Below are 16299 nucleotides of genomic sequence, written 5' to 3'. Positions count from 1 at the left end.
TGTTCCATCAGATATTTGACGTCGACATCGCGGCCCTGGATCCAGGTGATCTGATCGCCGGTGTGTTTGACGACGAGGCAGCGGACCTTATCCGAGCAGTGCAGCAGGGCGGCGTCGGTGTTGGCCTTGAGCGGCGTGCGCTTGCCACCGCGGGGCGCGGTGTCGGAGGTGATGACGAGCTTGGCGCCGCAATCGTTGATGCGGTTGGCCAGGGCGTCGGGGGAAAAGCCCGCGAAAACAATGGAGTGGATCGCGCCGATGCGGGCGCAGGCGAGCATGGCATAAGCGGCCTCTGGGATCATCGGCAGGTAAATCACCACACGATCGCCGCGCATGACGCCCTGAGAGAGCAGCACGTTGGCAAAGCGGTTCACCTTGTCAGACAGCTCTTTGTAGGTGATGTGCTGGGCGTCGGCCTCGGGATCATCGGGTTCGAAAATAATTGCGGTTTGCAGGGATTTTTTCGGCAAATGGCGGTCGATACAGTTGGCCGAGACGTTCAAAACGCCATCCGAATACCATTTGATGTCAACGCGCCCGAACTCAAAACAGGTCTTTTTGACCTGCGTGTAGGGTTCCATCCAATCCAGGATCTTCCCCTGCTCCGCCCAAAACGAAACCGGATCGCTCACCGAGCGCGCGTACATGTCGGTGTATTTTTCTTTGGATATCAGAGCATTGGCGGCGAAGTCGTCGCTTGGCGGGTAGATGGGGTTCGTCATAGTGCCTCCTCCCGAGAGTGCATTTGGCCCGCGCCGGGTGTCCGGCGCAGGCGGCCCCTTACCGAGACGCGGGAGGTCAAGGCGGAGCAGATTCAGATGGCCAGATATTCGGTTCTTAGCGCTTCGTTCTCAAGTACTTCTTTAGCACTACCATCATAAACCACCCGACCGGTATCAAGAATGACGGCGCGGTCGGCCAAATTGAGCGCGCGCACGGCGTTTTGTTCGACCAGAACGGTGGTGATGCCCTGTGCTTTGATGATTTTGAGCGTCTTTTCAATCTCATCCACGATGACAGGGGCGAGGCCTTCGTAAGGCTCATCAAGCAACAACACTTTGATGTCGCGGGCCAAAGCGCGGGCAATGGCGAGCATTTGTTGTTCGCCGCCCGACAGGGTGATGCCCTCTTGTTTGCGCCGTTCGCGCAGGCGCGGGAACAGGTCGTACAGTCGATCCAGCGACCAGCCCACGGGTTCCACAATCTGCGCCAGTTGCAGGTTTTCCTCAACGGTCAGGCCGGGGATGATCCGGCGATCTTCGGGGACCAAAGAAATGCCGCGCACCGCCGCCTCATAAGAGGTTTTGTCGTGCAGGCGTTCGTGGTCGAGCCAGATTTCGCCATGGGTGACCTGCGGGCTATCCAGACGGGCCAACGCGCGCAGGGTCGAGGTTTTGCCCGCGCCATTGCGGCCCAAAAGGGCCAAAATCTCGCCCTCGTGGATGTTAAAGGACACGCCTTGGACGATGTAGCTTTCACCGTAATAGGCGTGAATATCCCATGCGGAAAAGAACGCAGGTGCGGTTTCGGCATGATTGGCGTTTGGATTGAACTCTTGTGTCATGATGCCGCCCTTTAAACCTGTTGCGTCTCACCCAAATAGGCCTCTTTGACCTTTGGGTGACCTTTGATGTTGTCCGGCGTGTCTTCGACCAAGGGGGTGCCTTGGGCCAAAACCGTGATCCGGTCGGCGAGCGAAAACACCACATGCATGTCGTGTTCGATGATGGCGATGGTTATGTCGCGTTCGGCTTTGATTTGTTTCAAAAGGTCGATGGTGTTGTTGGTGTCGGCGCGTGCCATGCCCGCCGTGGGTTCGTCCAACAGCAAAAGTTTCGGCTCCTGCACCAGACACATCGCAATCTCAAGTCGGCGTTTGTCGCCGCGCGACATGGAGGATGCCACCATCTCGCGCTTTTCCAACATGCCGACGTCGGAGAGCATCTTTTCGGCCTTGGCGATCAAATCGCCCTCCTGTGCCATGCTTTCAAACGCATGCATCCGAAAGGCCCCATCGCGTTTGGCAAAACACGGGATCATCATGTTTTCCATCACCGTGAGATCGCCAAAAATCTCAGGGGTTTGGAACACGCGGGAGATGCCCATTTGGTTGATTTCATGGGGTTTGCGCCCCAAGACCGATTGGCCATCGAACATGACCGATCCGGTGTCTGGCATGAGTTTGCCGACCAGACAGTTCAAGAGCGTGGATTTGCCCGCGCCGTTGGGGCCGATGATGGCGTGGACTGTGTTCTCGTGGATCGACAGATTGACATTACCCAGAGCTTGCAGACCGCCGAACCGTTTGCCCACGCCTTTGACTTCAAGAATTCCCATGTTCATTCTCCTGCAACGCGTTTTGTGGGGGCGGGGTGATGGTCCGGGTCGGGATCATCGTATTTGTCGCGTTTCTTTTTACCGTTCTTGAACCGATCCCGAATGTGTCCAAGGCCTTGGATCAAACCACCGGGCAAGAAGGTCACGACCAACATGAAGGTCACACCAAGGGTGAGGTGCCAGCCTTCGCCGGTGAAGCGGGCAAAGACCCAGACCACGACATCTTCGATCCCGTCGGGCAGCCAATGGAACCAGCTGTGCAGCACGGTTTCGTTGATTTTGGAGAAGATATTTTCAAGATACTTGATCACCCCCGCGCCCAAAACCGGACCCATCAAGGTGCCAGCCCCACCCAAGATGGTCATGATGACGACCTCGCCAGAGGCGGTCCAAAGCATCCGATCCGCGCCCGCCAAAGGGTCCATCGCCGCCAAAAGCCCGCCGGCAAGACCCGCATACATGCCGGAGATCACAAAGGCCGCCAGAGTGTAGGGTTTTGGGTCAAGCCCGGTGTAATTCATCCGGTGTTGGTTCGATTTCACCGCGCGCAGCATCATGCCAAAAGGCGAGCGGAACAGCCGGATGGCGACGTAAAAGGCCAGGATCGCAATGACGGCACAAAAGTAAAAGCCAACGCTGAAGGTGAACACATGGTTCATGACTTCGAGTTTGTAGGTGCTGTTCATCGCCAGGCCGAAGATATTGGTGACGGGCAGGGACGAGCCCTCGATCGCCTTGTCCAAAATCCGCGGATCATCCAGCGCCAATTGCAGGCCGGTTTCGCCATTGGTCAGCGGTGTGAGCACGGAATAGGCCATTTTGTAGCACATCTGCGCGAAGGCCAATGTGAGGATCGAAAAGTAAATCCCGGAACGCCGCAGGGACACATAGCCGATGGCGGCGGCAAAGAGGCCGGAGACGATCATGGCCAAAAGGATGCCGGGAATGACGTTCATCGTCAGCAGTTTGAACATCCAGACGGCGGAGTATGACCCGATGCCAAGGAAGGCGGCATGACCAAAGGACAGGTATCCGGTGAGGCCAAAGAGGATGTTGAACCCGACCGCAAAGATGCCGAAAATGGCGACTTTTTGCATCAAGTCGGGGTAGCCGCCGTTGAATTGTGCCAGCCCCGAGCCCTCGGCGAACGGTTGCATCAGGATCGGCGTGAACAGGGTCAACCCGATGACGATCAGTAAGAAGGTGGTGTCTTTTTTATTCAGTCCGAACATGGCTTTAGTCCTCCATCACGCCTTTTTTGCCCATCAAGCCGCGTGGACGGGTCAACAGGATGATGATGGCGACGACATAGATGATGATCTGGTCGATGCCGGGGATGATTGATTTGATTTCGTTCATCGACGAGAAGCTCTCCAAGATGCCCAAGAGAAAGCCTGCGGCGACCGCACCGGGCAACGAGCCCATGCCGCCCACAACCACGACCACGAAGGACAGCACCAAAAAGTCCATGCCCATGTGATAGTTCGGTGACAGGATCGGCGCGTACATCACGCCCGCCATGCCCGCGACGGCGGCGGCGAGGCCGAACATGATGGTGAATTTGCGGTCGATGTTGATGCCCAAAAGTCCCACGGTTTCCCGGTCCGCCATGCCCGCGCGCACGACCATCCCGAAGGTGGTAAAGCGCAAAAACGAAAACACCGCCCCGATGACCACAGCGGCAAAGCCGAAATAGATCAAACGCCAGTAGGGGTAGATGATGACATTCGGATCAAAACCCAGAGCGGCACCAAAATCGAACGAGCCGCGGAACGCGTCGGGGGCCGGGGTGGAGATCGGGTTGGCACCGTAGAAATATTTGATGATCTCTTGCAGCACGATGGCGAGGCCAAAGGTCACAAGGATCTGATCGGCGTGGGGGCGTTTGTAGAAATGCTTGATCAAGCCGCGTTCCATGGCCCATCCCACCGCGATCATGATCGGGATGGAGAACAAGATCGCCAAAGGCACCGCCCAGTCGATCATCCACGCACCCGCGTCCGCGCCAAACCACGCCTCGACATAGGGGGTTTTGATTTTGGCCGGGTTGCCGAGGAAATCGAGTTTGGTCGGATCGACGGTTTCAAACGAGATTGAGAAGATGCGCGACAATGTCACCGCGCAAAACGCCCCGATCATGAAAATCGCGCCATGGGCAAAATTGACCACGCCCAGCGTGCCGAAAATCAATGTAAGCCCAAGCGCGATCAACGCATAGGCCGAGCCTTTATCGAGCCCGTTGAGCAATTGCAGAAGGATTGTTTCCATGGTCCCCACCTGTTGGGTTGAGCGTGTCGGTTGACCAAAATCCACCTGTCCCGGCGCCACGTTTGGGCCGGGGTGGCGGAGGCCGGAGCCGCGATATGCGGTCCGGCCCACTTGGGTTTGGAAGAGGCGAGGGACCGCCGCTGTTGCGGTTCAGCCCCTCTTTGAGGGCGCGATCAGCCCGCGTTACAGTCGCCCAATGCGCCGCCTGCGAACATCGGATGATCGACCGGGTAGGTGACCTGAGCCGCCGGAGTGATTTCGACAACTTCGAGAAGGTCGAATTCGGAGGTTGGGTTCTCTTTCCCGCGCACCACCAAAACATCTTTGAAACACTGGTGATCTTCGGCACGATAGAGCGTTGGACCATTGCCCAAACCGTCAAATTCAAAGCCTTCAAGCGCTTCGACAACGGCGCAGGGGTTGAACGATCCGGCGCGGGCCACGGCATCGGCGTACAGAAGGCTCTGCACATAACAGGTGTGTGCAGCCTGCGATGGCGGGAAGCCATATTTGGTGCCGAAGGATTTCACAAAGGCTTGCGAGCCTTCATCGCTCAGCGACCAGTGCCAGTTGGTGGAGCCAAGGATGCCCTTGATGTTTTCGCCCGCACCGCGCGCCATCAGACGCGAGAACAGTGGCACAACGATTTCGAATTGCTTGCCATTGACCATCTTGTCGCGCAGACCGAATTGCACCGCGTTGGTCAGCGAGTTGACCATGTCTCCGCCGTAGTGGTTCAGGATCAGCACATCCGCGTCCGTTTGCAGAACCGGGGTGATGTAGGAGGAGAAATCGCCTGCGCCAAGCGGTGTGCGCACCTTGTTCACGGTTTCCCAGCCAAGCGCCTCAGTGGCGGCGGCAATGGATTCCTCCTGGGTCCAGCCCCAGGTGTAATCGGCCGTCAAGTGATAGGCCTTGCGATCCGCACCATAGCGGGCCGCCAACACCGGAGCGAGTGCTGCACCGGACATATAGGCGTTAAAGAAGTGACGGAATCCGTTGGCTTTTTTGTCTTTGCCCGTGGTGTCGTTGGAATGGGTCAGACCGGCCATGAAGATCACGCCCGCTTCCTGGCACAGGCCCTGAACAGCCACGGCCACGCCCGAAGACGAGCCGCCGGTGATCATCACCGCACCGTCTTTTTCGATCATGGATTTGGCAGAGGCGCGCGCCGCATCCGATTTGGTTTGGGTGTCGCCGGTGACAAAACCAACCTTTTTGCCAAGGATGCCATTGCCCTCAAGAACCTTGGAGCTGAAGGTGTTCAGCATGCCGCCGTCGCCTTCGCCGTTCAGATGCTCGACCGCCAGTTGATAGGCGCGCAACTCATCCGCGCCCTCATCGGCATAGGCACCTGATTGGGGCACGTTAAAGCCGAGGGTGACCGTGCCGCCCGTTGGTTCGTTGGTAAAGGCGCGGGCGCCTGAGGTGAAGATCGTCGGCAGCGCGAGACCAGCGCCAGCAATGGCCCCGGTTTTGATCACGCCGCGACGCGAAACGCGTCGTGTCAGATCGGTTTTGGACATGTATATTCCTCCCTAGAATTTGTCAGGCTCGCCCGGACTTCCTCCCCGAAGCCCAGGCGGCGCGCAGATCCCGTCTCCGAGCAATCGGTGTAAACGAGATGGGGTAATACTGAGTGCCATGAGAAAATTCATCAACAAGTGCTTTATTGTTAACGATTTTTTTGTTAATAAATATACAATGCCATGGTATGCATTGTAAATCTATTTTCGCGCAAGCGCAGCATAAGGCCCTTCGCCTCCGCAGAAAGAGACTGAAATCATTCGCGTTTAGAGGTCGCAGTTGAGGAAAGACGATGCCCAGATCCGCCCTGACAGGCACACGAATCCGTGAACGGCGCTCTTTAGAGGGGCTCAAACAGGCCGATTTGGCCCGTGATGTGGGCATTTCGCCGTCTTATTTGAATTTGATCGAACACAACCGCCGCAGAATCGGTGGGAAATTACTGGTCGATCTGGCGCGCGCCTTGGGGGTTGAACCCTCCGCGCTGACCGAAGGCGCACAAGCGCCTTTGATGGAAGGGCTGCAAGATGCGGCCAGCAACGCCGCGCCGGGGCCGCGCCGTGGTGGGGCCAAAGGCACAACAGATCCGGAAACCGCGCGGGCCGAAGAATTTGCCGGACGTTTTCCGGGCTGGGCCGCTTTGGTGGTGGCGCAGCGCGATCGGATCACCGCGCTTGAACGCAGAGTAGAAGCGCTCAATGACCGTTTGGCCCATGACCCGTTCCTTTCTGACAGTCTGCACGAAGTCCTCTCGACCGTGACCGCGATCCGTTCGACGGCGGGAATTTTGAACAACGCAGGCGACATTGACCGCGACTGGCAGGCCCGGTTTCACCGCAACCTTTATGAGGACAGCCAACGTCTGGCCGATGGCTCGCAGGCGTTGGTGAGTTATCTTGATACGGTGGGCAAATCCGAGGACACGCTATCGGCCCCCTTGGATGAGGTCGAAGCGTGGTTGGCGCAGCGCGACTTTACCATCCCCGAGCTTGAGTGCGGGTTGATGCCGGATTTGATCGGGGATGAGGGGCTGCGTTCGCCTGCCGCGCAAAGTTTGGCGCGCAAATGGGTGTTGCGGGCGCGGGCCGAGGCGGAAAAAATGCCGGTGTCCTTGGTCGAGGATGTGATCGCCGCGCATGGGCCCGATCCGGCGGCTTTGGCGCAGGAAACCGGCGTGGATCTGGCCGCTGCGATGCGCCGTCTGGCCGCCTTGCCTCCGAAAGAAGGCCGTCCGCCGATGGGCCTTGTGATCTGTGACGGCTCCGGTGCGCTGACTTTTCGCAAGCCGCTCGACGGTTTTGCTCCGCCGCGCTTTGGCGCCGCCTGTGCGCTCTGGCCGCTGTATCAGGCCTTGCTCAGACCGATGGTGCCGATCCGCCGCGTGGTCGAACAACAGGGCCAACCGGCGCGGCGCTATCTGGCCTATGCGATCTGTCAGCCGCGCGTGCCCAAAAGTTTCGACGCCCCTGAGGTGGTCGAGGTGACGATGTTGTTTTTGCCGCTGGATCGGCTCGATGGTCTGGGCCATGTCCCGCGCGACGCCGAGGTCTTGGGCGTGGGCACAAGCTGCCGCGTCTGCGCCCGAATGAATTGCGTGGCCCGCCGTGAACCGTCGATGGTCTTGGAGGATGTGGAAGAGGGGTAAGGGCGCGTGATAAGAGACAGTGCCTGTGAGGTGGTTACAGGCCATTTTTGCCAGACGCATGACGTTCGATAAATCTCACACCGGCGTGAGAAGTTTTGACATGAGTGCTTTGAAACGCCATAAGGCTAGGCAGTTAACGCGTTCTGAATTCTATCTTTGGGAGGAGGGGGGATTCAAAATGCACCGGGCATGGAACGGATGCGCGCGGATGTATGCGATTTTCTATATCTTCGGATGAGGGATTGGAAAAAACGCCTTTGGGAGAGAGGGTCTGTCAGATGGGCAAGCGTGTGTTGCTGATCGAAGACGAGCCAAACATAATTGAAGCGATCCGGTTTATTCTGTCGCGGGACGGCTGGACCGTGGAAACACATTCGGACGGGGCGACGGCAGTGGCAGCGGTGGCGGCCAAACGGCCCGATATTGTGATTTTGGACGTGATGTTGCCGAACAAATCCGGTTTTGACATCCTGCGCGATCTGCGCGGCATGGCAGAGCATGCGACGCGGCCGATTTTGATGCTGACCGCGCGGGGACAAAAGAAAGATCGCGATATGGCCGAGGCGGCGGGCGTGTCGCATTTCATGACCAAACCGTTTTCCAATTCCGAAATGTTAGAGGCCGTGCGCAGTTTGGCCGGGCCGGATCGGGCGCAGGCGCGCAGCGATGGCTGAGGGGCGCGCCCCGGTCTATCTGGCGCGCGCGTCTTATCGGCGCAGACGCTTGATTGATGCGCAACGGCTCTTGCCCTTTTTGTTGCTTTGCCTGTGGCTTTTGCCGCTTTTGTGGGGCGGCGAGGGCACGGATCAGCCCTTGGGCGCTGGATCACGGTCTTTCGTGCATGTGTTTGTGGTCTGGGCGCTTGGGATTTTGGCGGCGGGGTGGTTGGCGTTTTTGCTGGCCCATGGTGCGGCGCGCACCGAAGAGCTTTTGACCTCGCAAAGCCGATCTGAGGGCGCGTTGGGCGATCTGCCGACCTCCGAAGGTTGGGGTGAGGATCACACCGCCAAAGACCGGGCCGAAAACCAGACCGAAAACCAGACCGAAGACCGGGCCGGGGACCGCCGCTGAATGTTCCATTTCAACATCCTTGTTCTGGCCTGTGTGAGCTATGCCACATTCCTGTTCGTGGTGGCGTTTTGGGCGGAAAAGCGGGCGGAGGCCGGACGGCTGGGCTGGCTGCGCTCGCCTTGGGTCTACACGCTCTCACTCTCTATATACTGTACGGCATGGACGTTTTACGGCGCGGTCGGCTATGCGGCGCGCTCGGGCCTTGAGTATCTGACGATCTATCTTGGACCGTCTTTGGTGATGATCGGCTGGTGGTGGATTTTACGCAAACTTGTGCGCATTGGCCGAACCCAGCGGATCACCTCGGTCGCCGATTTGATCTCTTCGCGCTACGGCAAATCGACCACTTTGGGCGTTTTGGTGACGCTTTTGGCGGTGATCGGCACCACGCCCTATATCGCGCTGCAATTGCAATCCGTGGCGCTGTCTTTCGCAGTCTTTGGCCTCAATGATCCCTCCGGCATGGTGGTGCCCGATCTGGACAAAACCGCGCTTTGGGTCGCCGCCGGATTGGCGTTGTTCACCATCCTCTTTGGTACGCGCAACCTCGATGCCAATGAGCGCCACCACGGGGTCGTGACCGCGATCGCCTTGGAAGCGGTGGTCAAATTCGTGGCGCTTGTCGGTGTCGGGATATTCGTCGTCTGGGGCCTGTCCGATGGGATGGGCGATATGATGACGCGCATTGATGCCTCGCCTGTCGCCCAGCATTCCATTCACGGCACGCGCTGGATCACGCTGACCTTGTTGTCAGGCGCGGCGCTGATCACTCTGCCGCGGATGTTTCAGGTCATCGTGGTTGAGAACGTCGACGAAAATCATTTGTTTACGGCGGGTTGGGCCTTTCCGCTCTACCTGTTTGGCATGTCTTTGTTTGTCATCCCCATCGCTGTTGTGGGGTTGGACGTGTTGCCCCAGGGCTCGAACCCGGACATGTTTGTCCTCACTTTGCCGCTGCATTATGATCAACGCATCTTGGCCACCCTGTCGTTTTTGGGCGGGTTTTCTTCGGCCACGTCGATGGTCATCGTCGCCTCGATTGCGCTCTCCACCATGGTGTCCAACCACATCGTCATGCCGATCTGGCTCAGTTCGCGCACGGGCGGCGCCACCATGTCGGGCGATGTGCGCAGTCTTGTGCTCTCTGCCCGCCGCTTGTCGATTTTTGGCGTCTTGGCTCTGGGCTATCTCTATTTCCATTTTTCCGGCGGCTCAGAGGCCTTGGCCTCCATCGGCATGATCTCGTTTTCTGGCGTCGCACAGGTGCTGCCGGCGCTGTTGGGCGGGATATTCTGGCGCGGAGCCACGCGGATCGGCGCGATTGCCGGGGTTGTGCTGGGCTTTTGCGTCTGGGCCTATTCGATGTTCTTGCCCTCCTTTGGCGCGGCGGCGGGATATACGCAGGCGTTTCTCGACAATGGCCCCTTTGGCATCGCCCTGTTGCGGCCCCAGGCGCTGTTTGGCGTCGAAGGTGTCGACCCTGTGGTGCATGCCGTGGTCTGGTCCATCGCGCTCAACACATTGGTGTTTATTTTGGGTTCTCTGATGTCCTTTCCGCGCCCCGTTGAACGGCTTCAGGGCGCGCAATTCGTCAGTGTGTTTGAACACACCGGATCGACGCGCGGCTGGTCACATGGTTTTGCCGAGGCCGAAGATCTTTTGGTCATGGCACAGCGGATTTTGGGGCCAGCGGAGGCGCAAAACCTGTTTCAAGCCGAGGCGGAAGCGCAGGGCAAACAGGGCTATCTACCGGATGCAACATCGGAATTTATCGAACGTCTGGAACGTGAATTGGCGGGGTCGGTGGGGGCGGCGACGGCCCATGCGATGTTGGGGCAAATCGCCGGTGGCGTGTTGGTGTCGGTCGAGGATTTGATGGCCGTGGCCGATGAAACCGCGCAGATGTTGGAATATTCGACCCAGCTTGAGCATAAATCCGAAGAGCTTGCCCGCACCGCGCGGCAATTGCGCGAGGCCAACGCGAAACTGACCGCCTTGTCGATCCAAAAGGATGCGTTTCTGTCGCAAATCTCGCATGAATTGCGCACGCCGATGACCTCGATCCGGGCCTTTTCCGAAATCCTGCGCGAGGCGGGGCAGACGGGCGAGATGGATGGCGAAAGTCTGGCGCGGTTCTCCGGCATCATCCATGACGAGGCCCAGCGGCTGACCCGGCTTTTGGACGATCTTTTGGACCTCTCGGTGTTGGAAAACGGCTCGGTGACGCTCAACTGGACCCGCACCAATTTGCATGACGTGATCGAACGCGCGGTTCAGGCCAGTTCCGGCGGGGCGGCGGGTGCGATCACCATTCGGCGGCATGTCCTGTCCGAACATATCGCGATTGAAACCGACCCGGACCGGTTGGCGCAGGTGTTTATCAACCTGATCACCAATGCCCGAAAATATTGCGATGCGCCTCAGCCGGAGTTGAAAATCTACGCCCGCAGGATCGGAGATGACGCGATTCAGATTGATTTCATCGACAATGGTTCGGGCATTGCCAAGGACAAACAAGCGGTGATTTTTGAAAAATTCTCACGGCTCACCGATCATGCAAAAGCGGGTGGAGCGGGGCTTGGATTGGCGATTTGCCGTGAAATCATGGTCAATCTGGGCGGCACGATCTCCTATCTGCCGGGGCAGGGCGGGGCGGCATTTCGGGTTGATCTGGCGCGGGTGCGGGCGCGGTCGGGGTGAAATCTGCCCTCTGCGGGGTGAAAACGCGATTTGAGGCGAAAAGATTAACGGAATAAACCCTTTGTTTACCGTGCCCATGCACAACTGATGCGGATTGAAACCGGGACATTTGATGCACCACCATGTCTGACGCAGACATCATTTCCGCGATGCGCCGCAAAGCGGGCGTTGGCCGCCCGCCGCCGGACGTTCAGCCGATGTCGCCCGCAAAGGCGCTGCGCCTTGCTGCGGCGAAGGCCGCGGAGGATTCGATCGGGTTGGTGATGCAGGTGACACATGTGGCCGAGGAGCGCAGTTCGATTTTGCGCCTGCCGGAGCAATTGCCCGACGATGCGCTTTTGTCGCTCTTGGAGGGGCCGGACAACGCCTATGGCTTGGCGGTGTTTGACCGCAATGTGATCTCCGCCGTGGTCGAACAACAAACCACCGGCAAGGTGTTGAAACTGCCGCCCGAAGAGCGCGCGCCCACCGCGACGGATGCGGTGATGTGTGCGGAAATCACCGATCATATTCTGTCCCTGTTCGAAACCAACGTCGCCGAGGTCGCTGACCCGCCCCATGTCGAGGGCTTTCGTGTTGCCGCGCACTTGCGCGAGGCGCGTTCCATTTCGATTGCCTTCGATGATGTGCCGTACCGGGTGTACCGCCTGTCCGTGTCGCTTGGGCGCGGTGTGCGCGAGGGCGAAATCCTGTTGGTTTTTCCCTATGCCCGCGCCACGCCCAAACCCGTCCCCGGCGCGCCCAACAATTTTGGCCGCGATTTTCAGGCGGTTGTCATGACATCGGAGGCCCGCCTTGACACGGTCTTGCACCGCATTCGCATGCCCTTGGCCGATGTGATGTCGCTTGAGGCGGGGATGGTCTTGTCGATCCCGCGCTCTGCGGTGTCCAAGGTGGAATTGCGTGCCGATGATCGCCTCGTCAGCCGGGCGCAATTGGGCCAAATCAATGGCAAACGCGCGGTTCGCCTGATTTTTGTGACCGAGGATGACGATCCTTTGGACGCCTCTTATGGACCGGACGAGGGCGGGTTTGGCGATATGGGGGCACTCTCGGGTGGCTCCGCCGTCCCGGCGCTCTCAAATGGGATGGGTGATCTGCCCCCGATGGGGGATTTCCCCGCCATGGGTGATATGGGCGATATGGGTGATCTGCCTCCCCTTGGGGCGTTTCCGGCCATGGGGGATATGGCGGGGGATATGGGGGGAGATATGGCGGAAGATATGGGTGATCTGCCCGATTTGGGGCATTTCCCGGCAATGGGAGATCTCCCATCGCTTTAATATTCTGTTGATGTACATCAATGCATGTGATGCGGTTTGAGTGGATGCTGTTTTTCCAAGGAGGAATGTTCATGCTAGACCTTGTTCAAAGAAAAACGCAATTGCTGCAACGCAAAGCGGAATTGACGCTGAGACTGCGCAACATTGAAACCGAACTGGACGCTCATCAGTCAAAAGACTGGGCCGAACTGGCCACCGAACGCGAGAGCGATGAGGTGCTTGAGGGCATGGGGGTGGCCGGGAAACTCGAACTGGCGATGATAGAAGCGGCACTTCAGCGCATTTCTGCCGGGGAATACGGATTTTGCGCCGCCTGCGGCGAAGAAATCAGCGCAAAACGTTTGGATGTGCTACCCTATACACCAGTGTGTAAAGACTGCGCCGCACGCAACGCCGAACACAAATGATCCGCCGCATCGCGCGCGCCTGAGGAGGGCGCGAGGTGTGAATTTTAGCAAACACGCCTACAAGCACGCCTATATGAGGAGGACAGCCTATGCCCAATTCACCAAAATATGACATCGAAATTGACCGCATCGTGGATGATCTGGTCAAAGACGAAGACACCGCAGCCGTGTTGAAAGACAAGTTGCATAAATCCTTTTCCGAACCGGCCGCGACAGCCTATGTGAGCGCGGAGGCGAGTGCAGAGGACGATGACGATATATGGGACAATCTGCCGGTCTAAGAGATCGGTTTTTCGCCCTGTCGAGAAAGGACACGCCGATGGCATTCGAAGCCCTCAAAGCCCAAGCCTATATGATTTTGAACGAAATTTCGGCCCAGCCTGAGGATCGTCATGTGCTGCAAGAGCGGTTGCGTGAAACGCTGTCGGAACTGTCGGCGCTTGGCCTGCCTTTGCCCGACGATTTGGTGCGATTGGAGGCCGATCTGGAGGACAGCTCTGCCGACGATTTTTATCCCACGCGTGACGAAACCGCAGACAGCTAAAGCCTTTGCGCAGGCTGGCGGCGCAGGAACAGCCCCCGCCCGTGACCCGCACCATGCCCCGCAAGAGCCCGAAACAAAAGGGTTCTTGCTTTCTCACCCCGCTCTCCGCCATTATGATCCCAAACTGTGGATAAGCTGTGGATAAATGATCCGCAGCGGCCAAACAGTGGCTTTTGTCGCCGTTTCTTTTGCCGGAACTGGCGGCTTTGGGCGTTCGATGTGAGGCGTAAGGGGGGCGTGTGATGCGAGTGGGGCAAAATGTGAAGGCGGCGCAGGGCGAAACCCCCGAGCAAGATTTGGTACAGTCCAGTCGCGAAGGCGCGTTGGCCGTGCTGCGCCTGTCGTGCCCGCCCGTCAACACCCTCACCGATGCATTGCGCTTGGCGCTGTTCAAAGCCATCGAGGACGCGGACAATGACTCCGATGTGCGCGCCATTGTTGTGGCGGGCGAAGGCGCGTCTTTTTGTACCGGCTATGCCCCTGACGCCCTGTCGCTCACCGAGGCCGCGCCGACGTTAAACTCCCTGTGTGACCGGATCGAGGCCTGTGGCAAACCGGTGGTGGCCGCCCTTCATGGCGCGACGCTTGAGGCCGGATTGGCCTTGGCTTTGGCGGCGCATTACCGGGTGATGGGACGGGCGGCGCGATTGGGCGCGCCCGAGGTGTCCTTTGGCCTTGTCCCCGGCGGCGGCGTGACCCAGCGCTTGCCCCGATTGGTCGGTGCGGACGCAGCGCTTGCGCTCCTGCTGTCGGGCCGCCCGATAGAGGGTGTCCAAGCGCAAAAACTCGGCCTCGTTGATCAATTGGTGCAAAAAAAGGTCGGTGATGAGGCTTTGGCCTTTGCCCGCCACTTGGTTGAGAGCCAAAAGGGGCCACGTCCGAGCCGCGATGCCACCCGTGGTCTGGCCGATGGCGCGCGCTACATGTCGGAGATCGCGGCGCGACGGACGGAAATTCGCGGGGCGCGCATTGAGGCACCAAAACATATCATCGACTGCGTCGAGGCGGCGTTGATGATGCCCTTTGATGCGGGTGTCTGGCGCGAACAGGCGGCGCGCGAGGACTGTTTTGCCTCGCCGCAATCCAACGCCCTCCGGCACGCTTATTTGGCTGAAAGACAGGCGGCGCGACTGACCGGGGTGGACGGCGTTGAGCCTGCCGAGGTCATCACCCTTGGGATTGTCGGCACTGGCACATTGGCGCTTGGGATTGCCGTTGCGGCCTTGGATCATGGGTTTCATGTTCGTCTTTTGGGCAATGGTGCCGATCAATTGGTCGTTGTTCAAAACCGGATCGAAGCCGCCTACACCCGCGCCGCGCAACAGGGCCAGATCAGCCCCGAGCTGCGCGATGCCAGAGTGGCCGCCTTCACCGCCAGCGCCCGCGTCGATAGCCTTGCCGCCGCCGATCTGGTGATCGAAGCGACCCAAGGCAATGCGGCGGCGCGCGGACGTCTTTTGGCACGGGTCGAAGAATTTTTATCCGAAGAGGTGGTTTTGGCCACGGTCGCGGATCGCGGGTTTGACGAGATGGCCCGTGATTTGGCCCATCCCGAACGGTTTTTGGGTCTGCATTTCTTTGCCCCGGCACAGATGATCCGCGTGGTCGAATTGGCCCATTCCGACGATGTGTCTCCCAAGGCTTTGGTGACGGCCCATGCGTTTTTGTGCCGCCTTGGCAAAATCCCGGTGACGGTGTCGGCCACGGATGGTTTGATTGCCAATGTGGTGCAAGAGGCCGGATGGGCCGCCGTTGATGTGCTGTTGCTGATGGGGGCGCGTCCGGCACAGATTGATCAGGTCATGCGGGAGTACGGTTTTCCCGCCGGGCCTTGCGAGGCCATGGACGCGCTGGGACTGGGCTATATGAGTGGCGCTGTGGCGCAATATCTGGCCGGAAAAGGGCGCGCAGGCAAAGCCAAGGGAGCCGGATTTTACGATTATGTTGACGGGGCCGGACCGGATGACAGCGCGGCAGAGGCGCTTTTGGCCGAATTGAGAGCGGACGGCGGCATCGCGGCCTTGGTCTTGAGCGACACGGATATTGTCGAGCGGATCATTTTGGCCGAAGCCAATGCAGGTGCGCGGCTGTTGGAGCGCGGCGTGGTGTCCCGTCCGGTGGACATCGACGTGGTGATGATGATCGCGAAAGGCTATCCGCGCTGGCGCGGCGGACCGATGGAATCGGCAGATGCGATGGGCATTGTGACGGCGGAAAAACGGCTCTTGGCCTTTGCCAAGGCGGCACCTGACATTTGGGAGCCTGCGACACTCTGGCGCGCATTGTTTAAAAATGGCGATTGTTTCGAAAAATTAAACCGAATCTGAGGCTTGAATGTCTATTTTTCAGGAAATTCCATGGGTTTTTTGTCCGGTGGGATCGTGTTTGCGTCGATCTGCGCGAGGTCAATATCGGGCCGAAAATCGCACTTGATGCAGATCAAAGTTTTCGCAATCCCGCTGTCCTATCACATTTTCGAGCGCAGAGGTTCACGTCCGCAGTCAGACAGTTGGGCCC

The 16299-nt window shown here is 58.8% G+C and carries 15 protein-coding genes; 9 read left to right on the top strand and 6 right to left on the bottom strand.

Features of this window, described 5'->3' with window-relative positions; translation table 11 throughout:
• From BLT54_RS14625 to BLT54_RS14600, 6 genes are all read right to left on the bottom strand, one after another.
• A partial coding sequence (locus BLT54_RS14625) for an AMP-binding protein (RefSeq protein WP_143026828.1) occupies window positions 1-722 on the bottom strand: 722 nt, incomplete at its 3' end.
• A 92-nt stretch (window positions 723-814) separates the two neighbouring features.
• Window positions 815-1564: an ABC transporter ATP-binding protein gene (locus tag BLT54_RS14620; protein WP_074646033.1), complete on the bottom strand. Its 750-nt coding sequence runs from the start codon at window positions 1562-1564 to the stop codon at window positions 815-817.
• 11 nt (window positions 1565-1575) lie between these two features.
• Window positions 1576-2337, bottom strand: coding sequence for an ABC transporter ATP-binding protein (locus BLT54_RS14615; protein ID WP_074646032.1), 762 nt, complete (start codon window positions 2335-2337; stop codon window positions 1576-1578).
• Between the two features lie 2 nt (window positions 2338-2339).
• On the bottom strand, window positions 2340-3569 hold the full coding sequence (locus BLT54_RS14610) for a branched-chain amino acid ABC transporter permease (RefSeq protein ID WP_074646031.1): 1230 nt from the start codon (window positions 3567-3569) through the stop codon (window positions 2340-2342).
• 4 nt (window positions 3570-3573) lie between these two features.
• Window positions 3574-4605: a branched-chain amino acid ABC transporter permease gene (locus tag BLT54_RS14605; protein ID WP_074646030.1), complete on the bottom strand. Its 1032-nt coding sequence runs from the start codon at window positions 4603-4605 to the stop codon at window positions 3574-3576.
• Window positions 4606-4778: 173 nt separating this feature from the next.
• The gene (locus tag BLT54_RS14600) at window positions 4779-6131 is read right to left on the bottom strand and encodes a substrate-binding protein (RefSeq protein WP_074646029.1); all 1353 of its coding nucleotides are present in this window, start codon (window positions 6129-6131) and stop codon (window positions 4779-4781) included.
• Between the two features lie 293 nt (window positions 6132-6424).
• Between BLT54_RS14600 and BLT54_RS14595 the strand changes: the two genes are divergently transcribed.
• The 9 genes from BLT54_RS14595 (at window position 6425) to BLT54_RS14550 (ending at window position 16109) form a co-directional block, all read left to right on the top strand.
• Window positions 6425-7777, top strand: a complete 1353-nt coding sequence (locus tag BLT54_RS14595) for a helix-turn-helix domain-containing protein (RefSeq protein ID WP_074646028.1) — start codon at window positions 6425-6427, stop codon at window positions 7775-7777.
• A gap of 278 nt (window positions 7778-8055) precedes the next feature.
• Window positions 8056-8451, top strand: coding sequence for a response regulator transcription factor (locus tag BLT54_RS14585; protein ID WP_074646026.1), 396 nt, complete (start codon window positions 8056-8058; stop codon window positions 8449-8451).
• A complete protein-coding gene (locus tag BLT54_RS22590; protein ID WP_074646025.1) occupies window positions 8444-8848 on the top strand; it encodes a hypothetical protein in 405 nt (134 codons plus the stop codon). Before BLT54_RS14585 ends, BLT54_RS22590 begins: the two co-directional genes overlap by 8 nt.
• On the top strand, window positions 8849-11548 hold the full coding sequence (locus tag BLT54_RS14575; protein WP_074646024.1) for an ATP-binding protein: 2700 nt from the start codon (window positions 8849-8851) through the stop codon (window positions 11546-11548).
• Window positions 11549-11670: 122 nt separating this feature from the next.
• Window positions 11671-12831 carry a FliM/FliN family flagellar motor switch protein gene (locus BLT54_RS14570; protein WP_074646023.1) on the top strand — a complete coding sequence of 387 codons (1161 nt, stop codon included), beginning with the start codon at window positions 11671-11673 and terminating at the stop codon, window positions 12829-12831.
• Window positions 12832-12902: 71 nt separating this feature from the next.
• Complete coding sequence (locus BLT54_RS14565; RefSeq protein WP_074646049.1) at window positions 12903-13238, top strand: TraR/DksA family transcriptional regulator; 336 nt, start codon at window positions 12903-12905, stop codon at window positions 13236-13238.
• Window positions 13239-13327: 89 nt separating this feature from the next.
• Window positions 13328-13519, top strand: a complete 192-nt coding sequence (locus BLT54_RS14560) for a hypothetical protein (protein WP_074646022.1) — start codon at window positions 13328-13330, stop codon at window positions 13517-13519.
• Between the two features lie 38 nt (window positions 13520-13557).
• Window positions 13558-13782: a hypothetical protein gene (locus tag BLT54_RS14555; RefSeq protein WP_074646021.1), complete on the top strand. Its 225-nt coding sequence runs from the start codon at window positions 13558-13560 to the stop codon at window positions 13780-13782.
• A 242-nt stretch (window positions 13783-14024) separates the two neighbouring features.
• Entirely contained in the window at window positions 14025-16109 is a 2085-nt protein-coding gene (locus tag BLT54_RS14550; RefSeq protein ID WP_074646020.1) for an enoyl-CoA hydratase-related protein, read from the top strand.
• The last annotated feature ends 190 nt before the right edge of the window (window positions 16110-16299 follow it).

This window comes from Celeribacter baekdonensis (assembly GCF_900102315.1).
Taxonomy (GTDB): Bacteria; Pseudomonadota; Alphaproteobacteria; order Rhodobacterales; family Rhodobacteraceae; genus Celeribacter; species Celeribacter baekdonensis.
Note: the sequence above shows the minus strand (reverse complement) of the source record. Positions and strands in the feature narration are given on the sequence as shown.

Coding starts and splice junctions, on each gene's coding strand:
- BLT54_RS14570 (WP_074646023.1), top strand. CDS start 11,671: ATGTCTGACGCAGACATCATTTCCGCGATGCGCCGCAAAGCGGGCGTT.
- BLT54_RS14585 (WP_074646026.1), top strand. CDS start 8,056: ATGGGCAAGCGTGTGTTGCTGATCGAAGACGAGCCAAACATAATTGAA.
- BLT54_RS14605 (WP_074646030.1), bottom strand. CDS start 4,605: ATGGAAACAATCCTTCTGCAATTGCTCAACGGGCTCGATAAAGGCTCG.
- BLT54_RS14600 (WP_074646029.1), bottom strand. CDS start 6,131: ATGTCCAAAACCGATCTGACACGACGCGTTTCGCGTCGCGGCGTGATC.
- BLT54_RS14615 (WP_074646032.1), bottom strand. CDS start 2,337: ATGGGAATTCTTGAAGTCAAAGGCGTGGGCAAACGGTTCGGCGGTCTG.
- BLT54_RS14620 (WP_074646033.1), bottom strand. CDS start 1,564: ATGACACAAGAGTTCAATCCAAACGCCAATCATGCCGAAACCGCACCT.
- BLT54_RS14565 (WP_074646049.1), top strand. CDS start 12,903: ATGCTAGACCTTGTTCAAAGAAAAACGCAATTGCTGCAACGCAAAGCG.
- BLT54_RS14555 (WP_074646021.1), top strand. CDS start 13,558: ATGGCATTCGAAGCCCTCAAAGCCCAAGCCTATATGATTTTGAACGAA.
- BLT54_RS14560 (WP_074646022.1), top strand. CDS start 13,328: ATGCCCAATTCACCAAAATATGACATCGAAATTGACCGCATCGTGGAT.
- BLT54_RS14575 (WP_074646024.1), top strand. CDS start 8,849: ATGTTCCATTTCAACATCCTTGTTCTGGCCTGTGTGAGCTATGCCACA.
- BLT54_RS14595 (WP_074646028.1), top strand. CDS start 6,425: ATGCCCAGATCCGCCCTGACAGGCACACGAATCCGTGAACGGCGCTCT.
- BLT54_RS14610 (WP_074646031.1), bottom strand. CDS start 3,569: ATGTTCGGACTGAATAAAAAAGACACCACCTTCTTACTGATCGTCATC.
- BLT54_RS22590 (WP_074646025.1), top strand. CDS start 8,444: ATGGCTGAGGGGCGCGCCCCGGTCTATCTGGCGCGCGCGTCTTATCGG.
- BLT54_RS14550 (WP_074646020.1), top strand. CDS start 14,025: ATGCGAGTGGGGCAAAATGTGAAGGCGGCGCAGGGCGAAACCCCCGAG.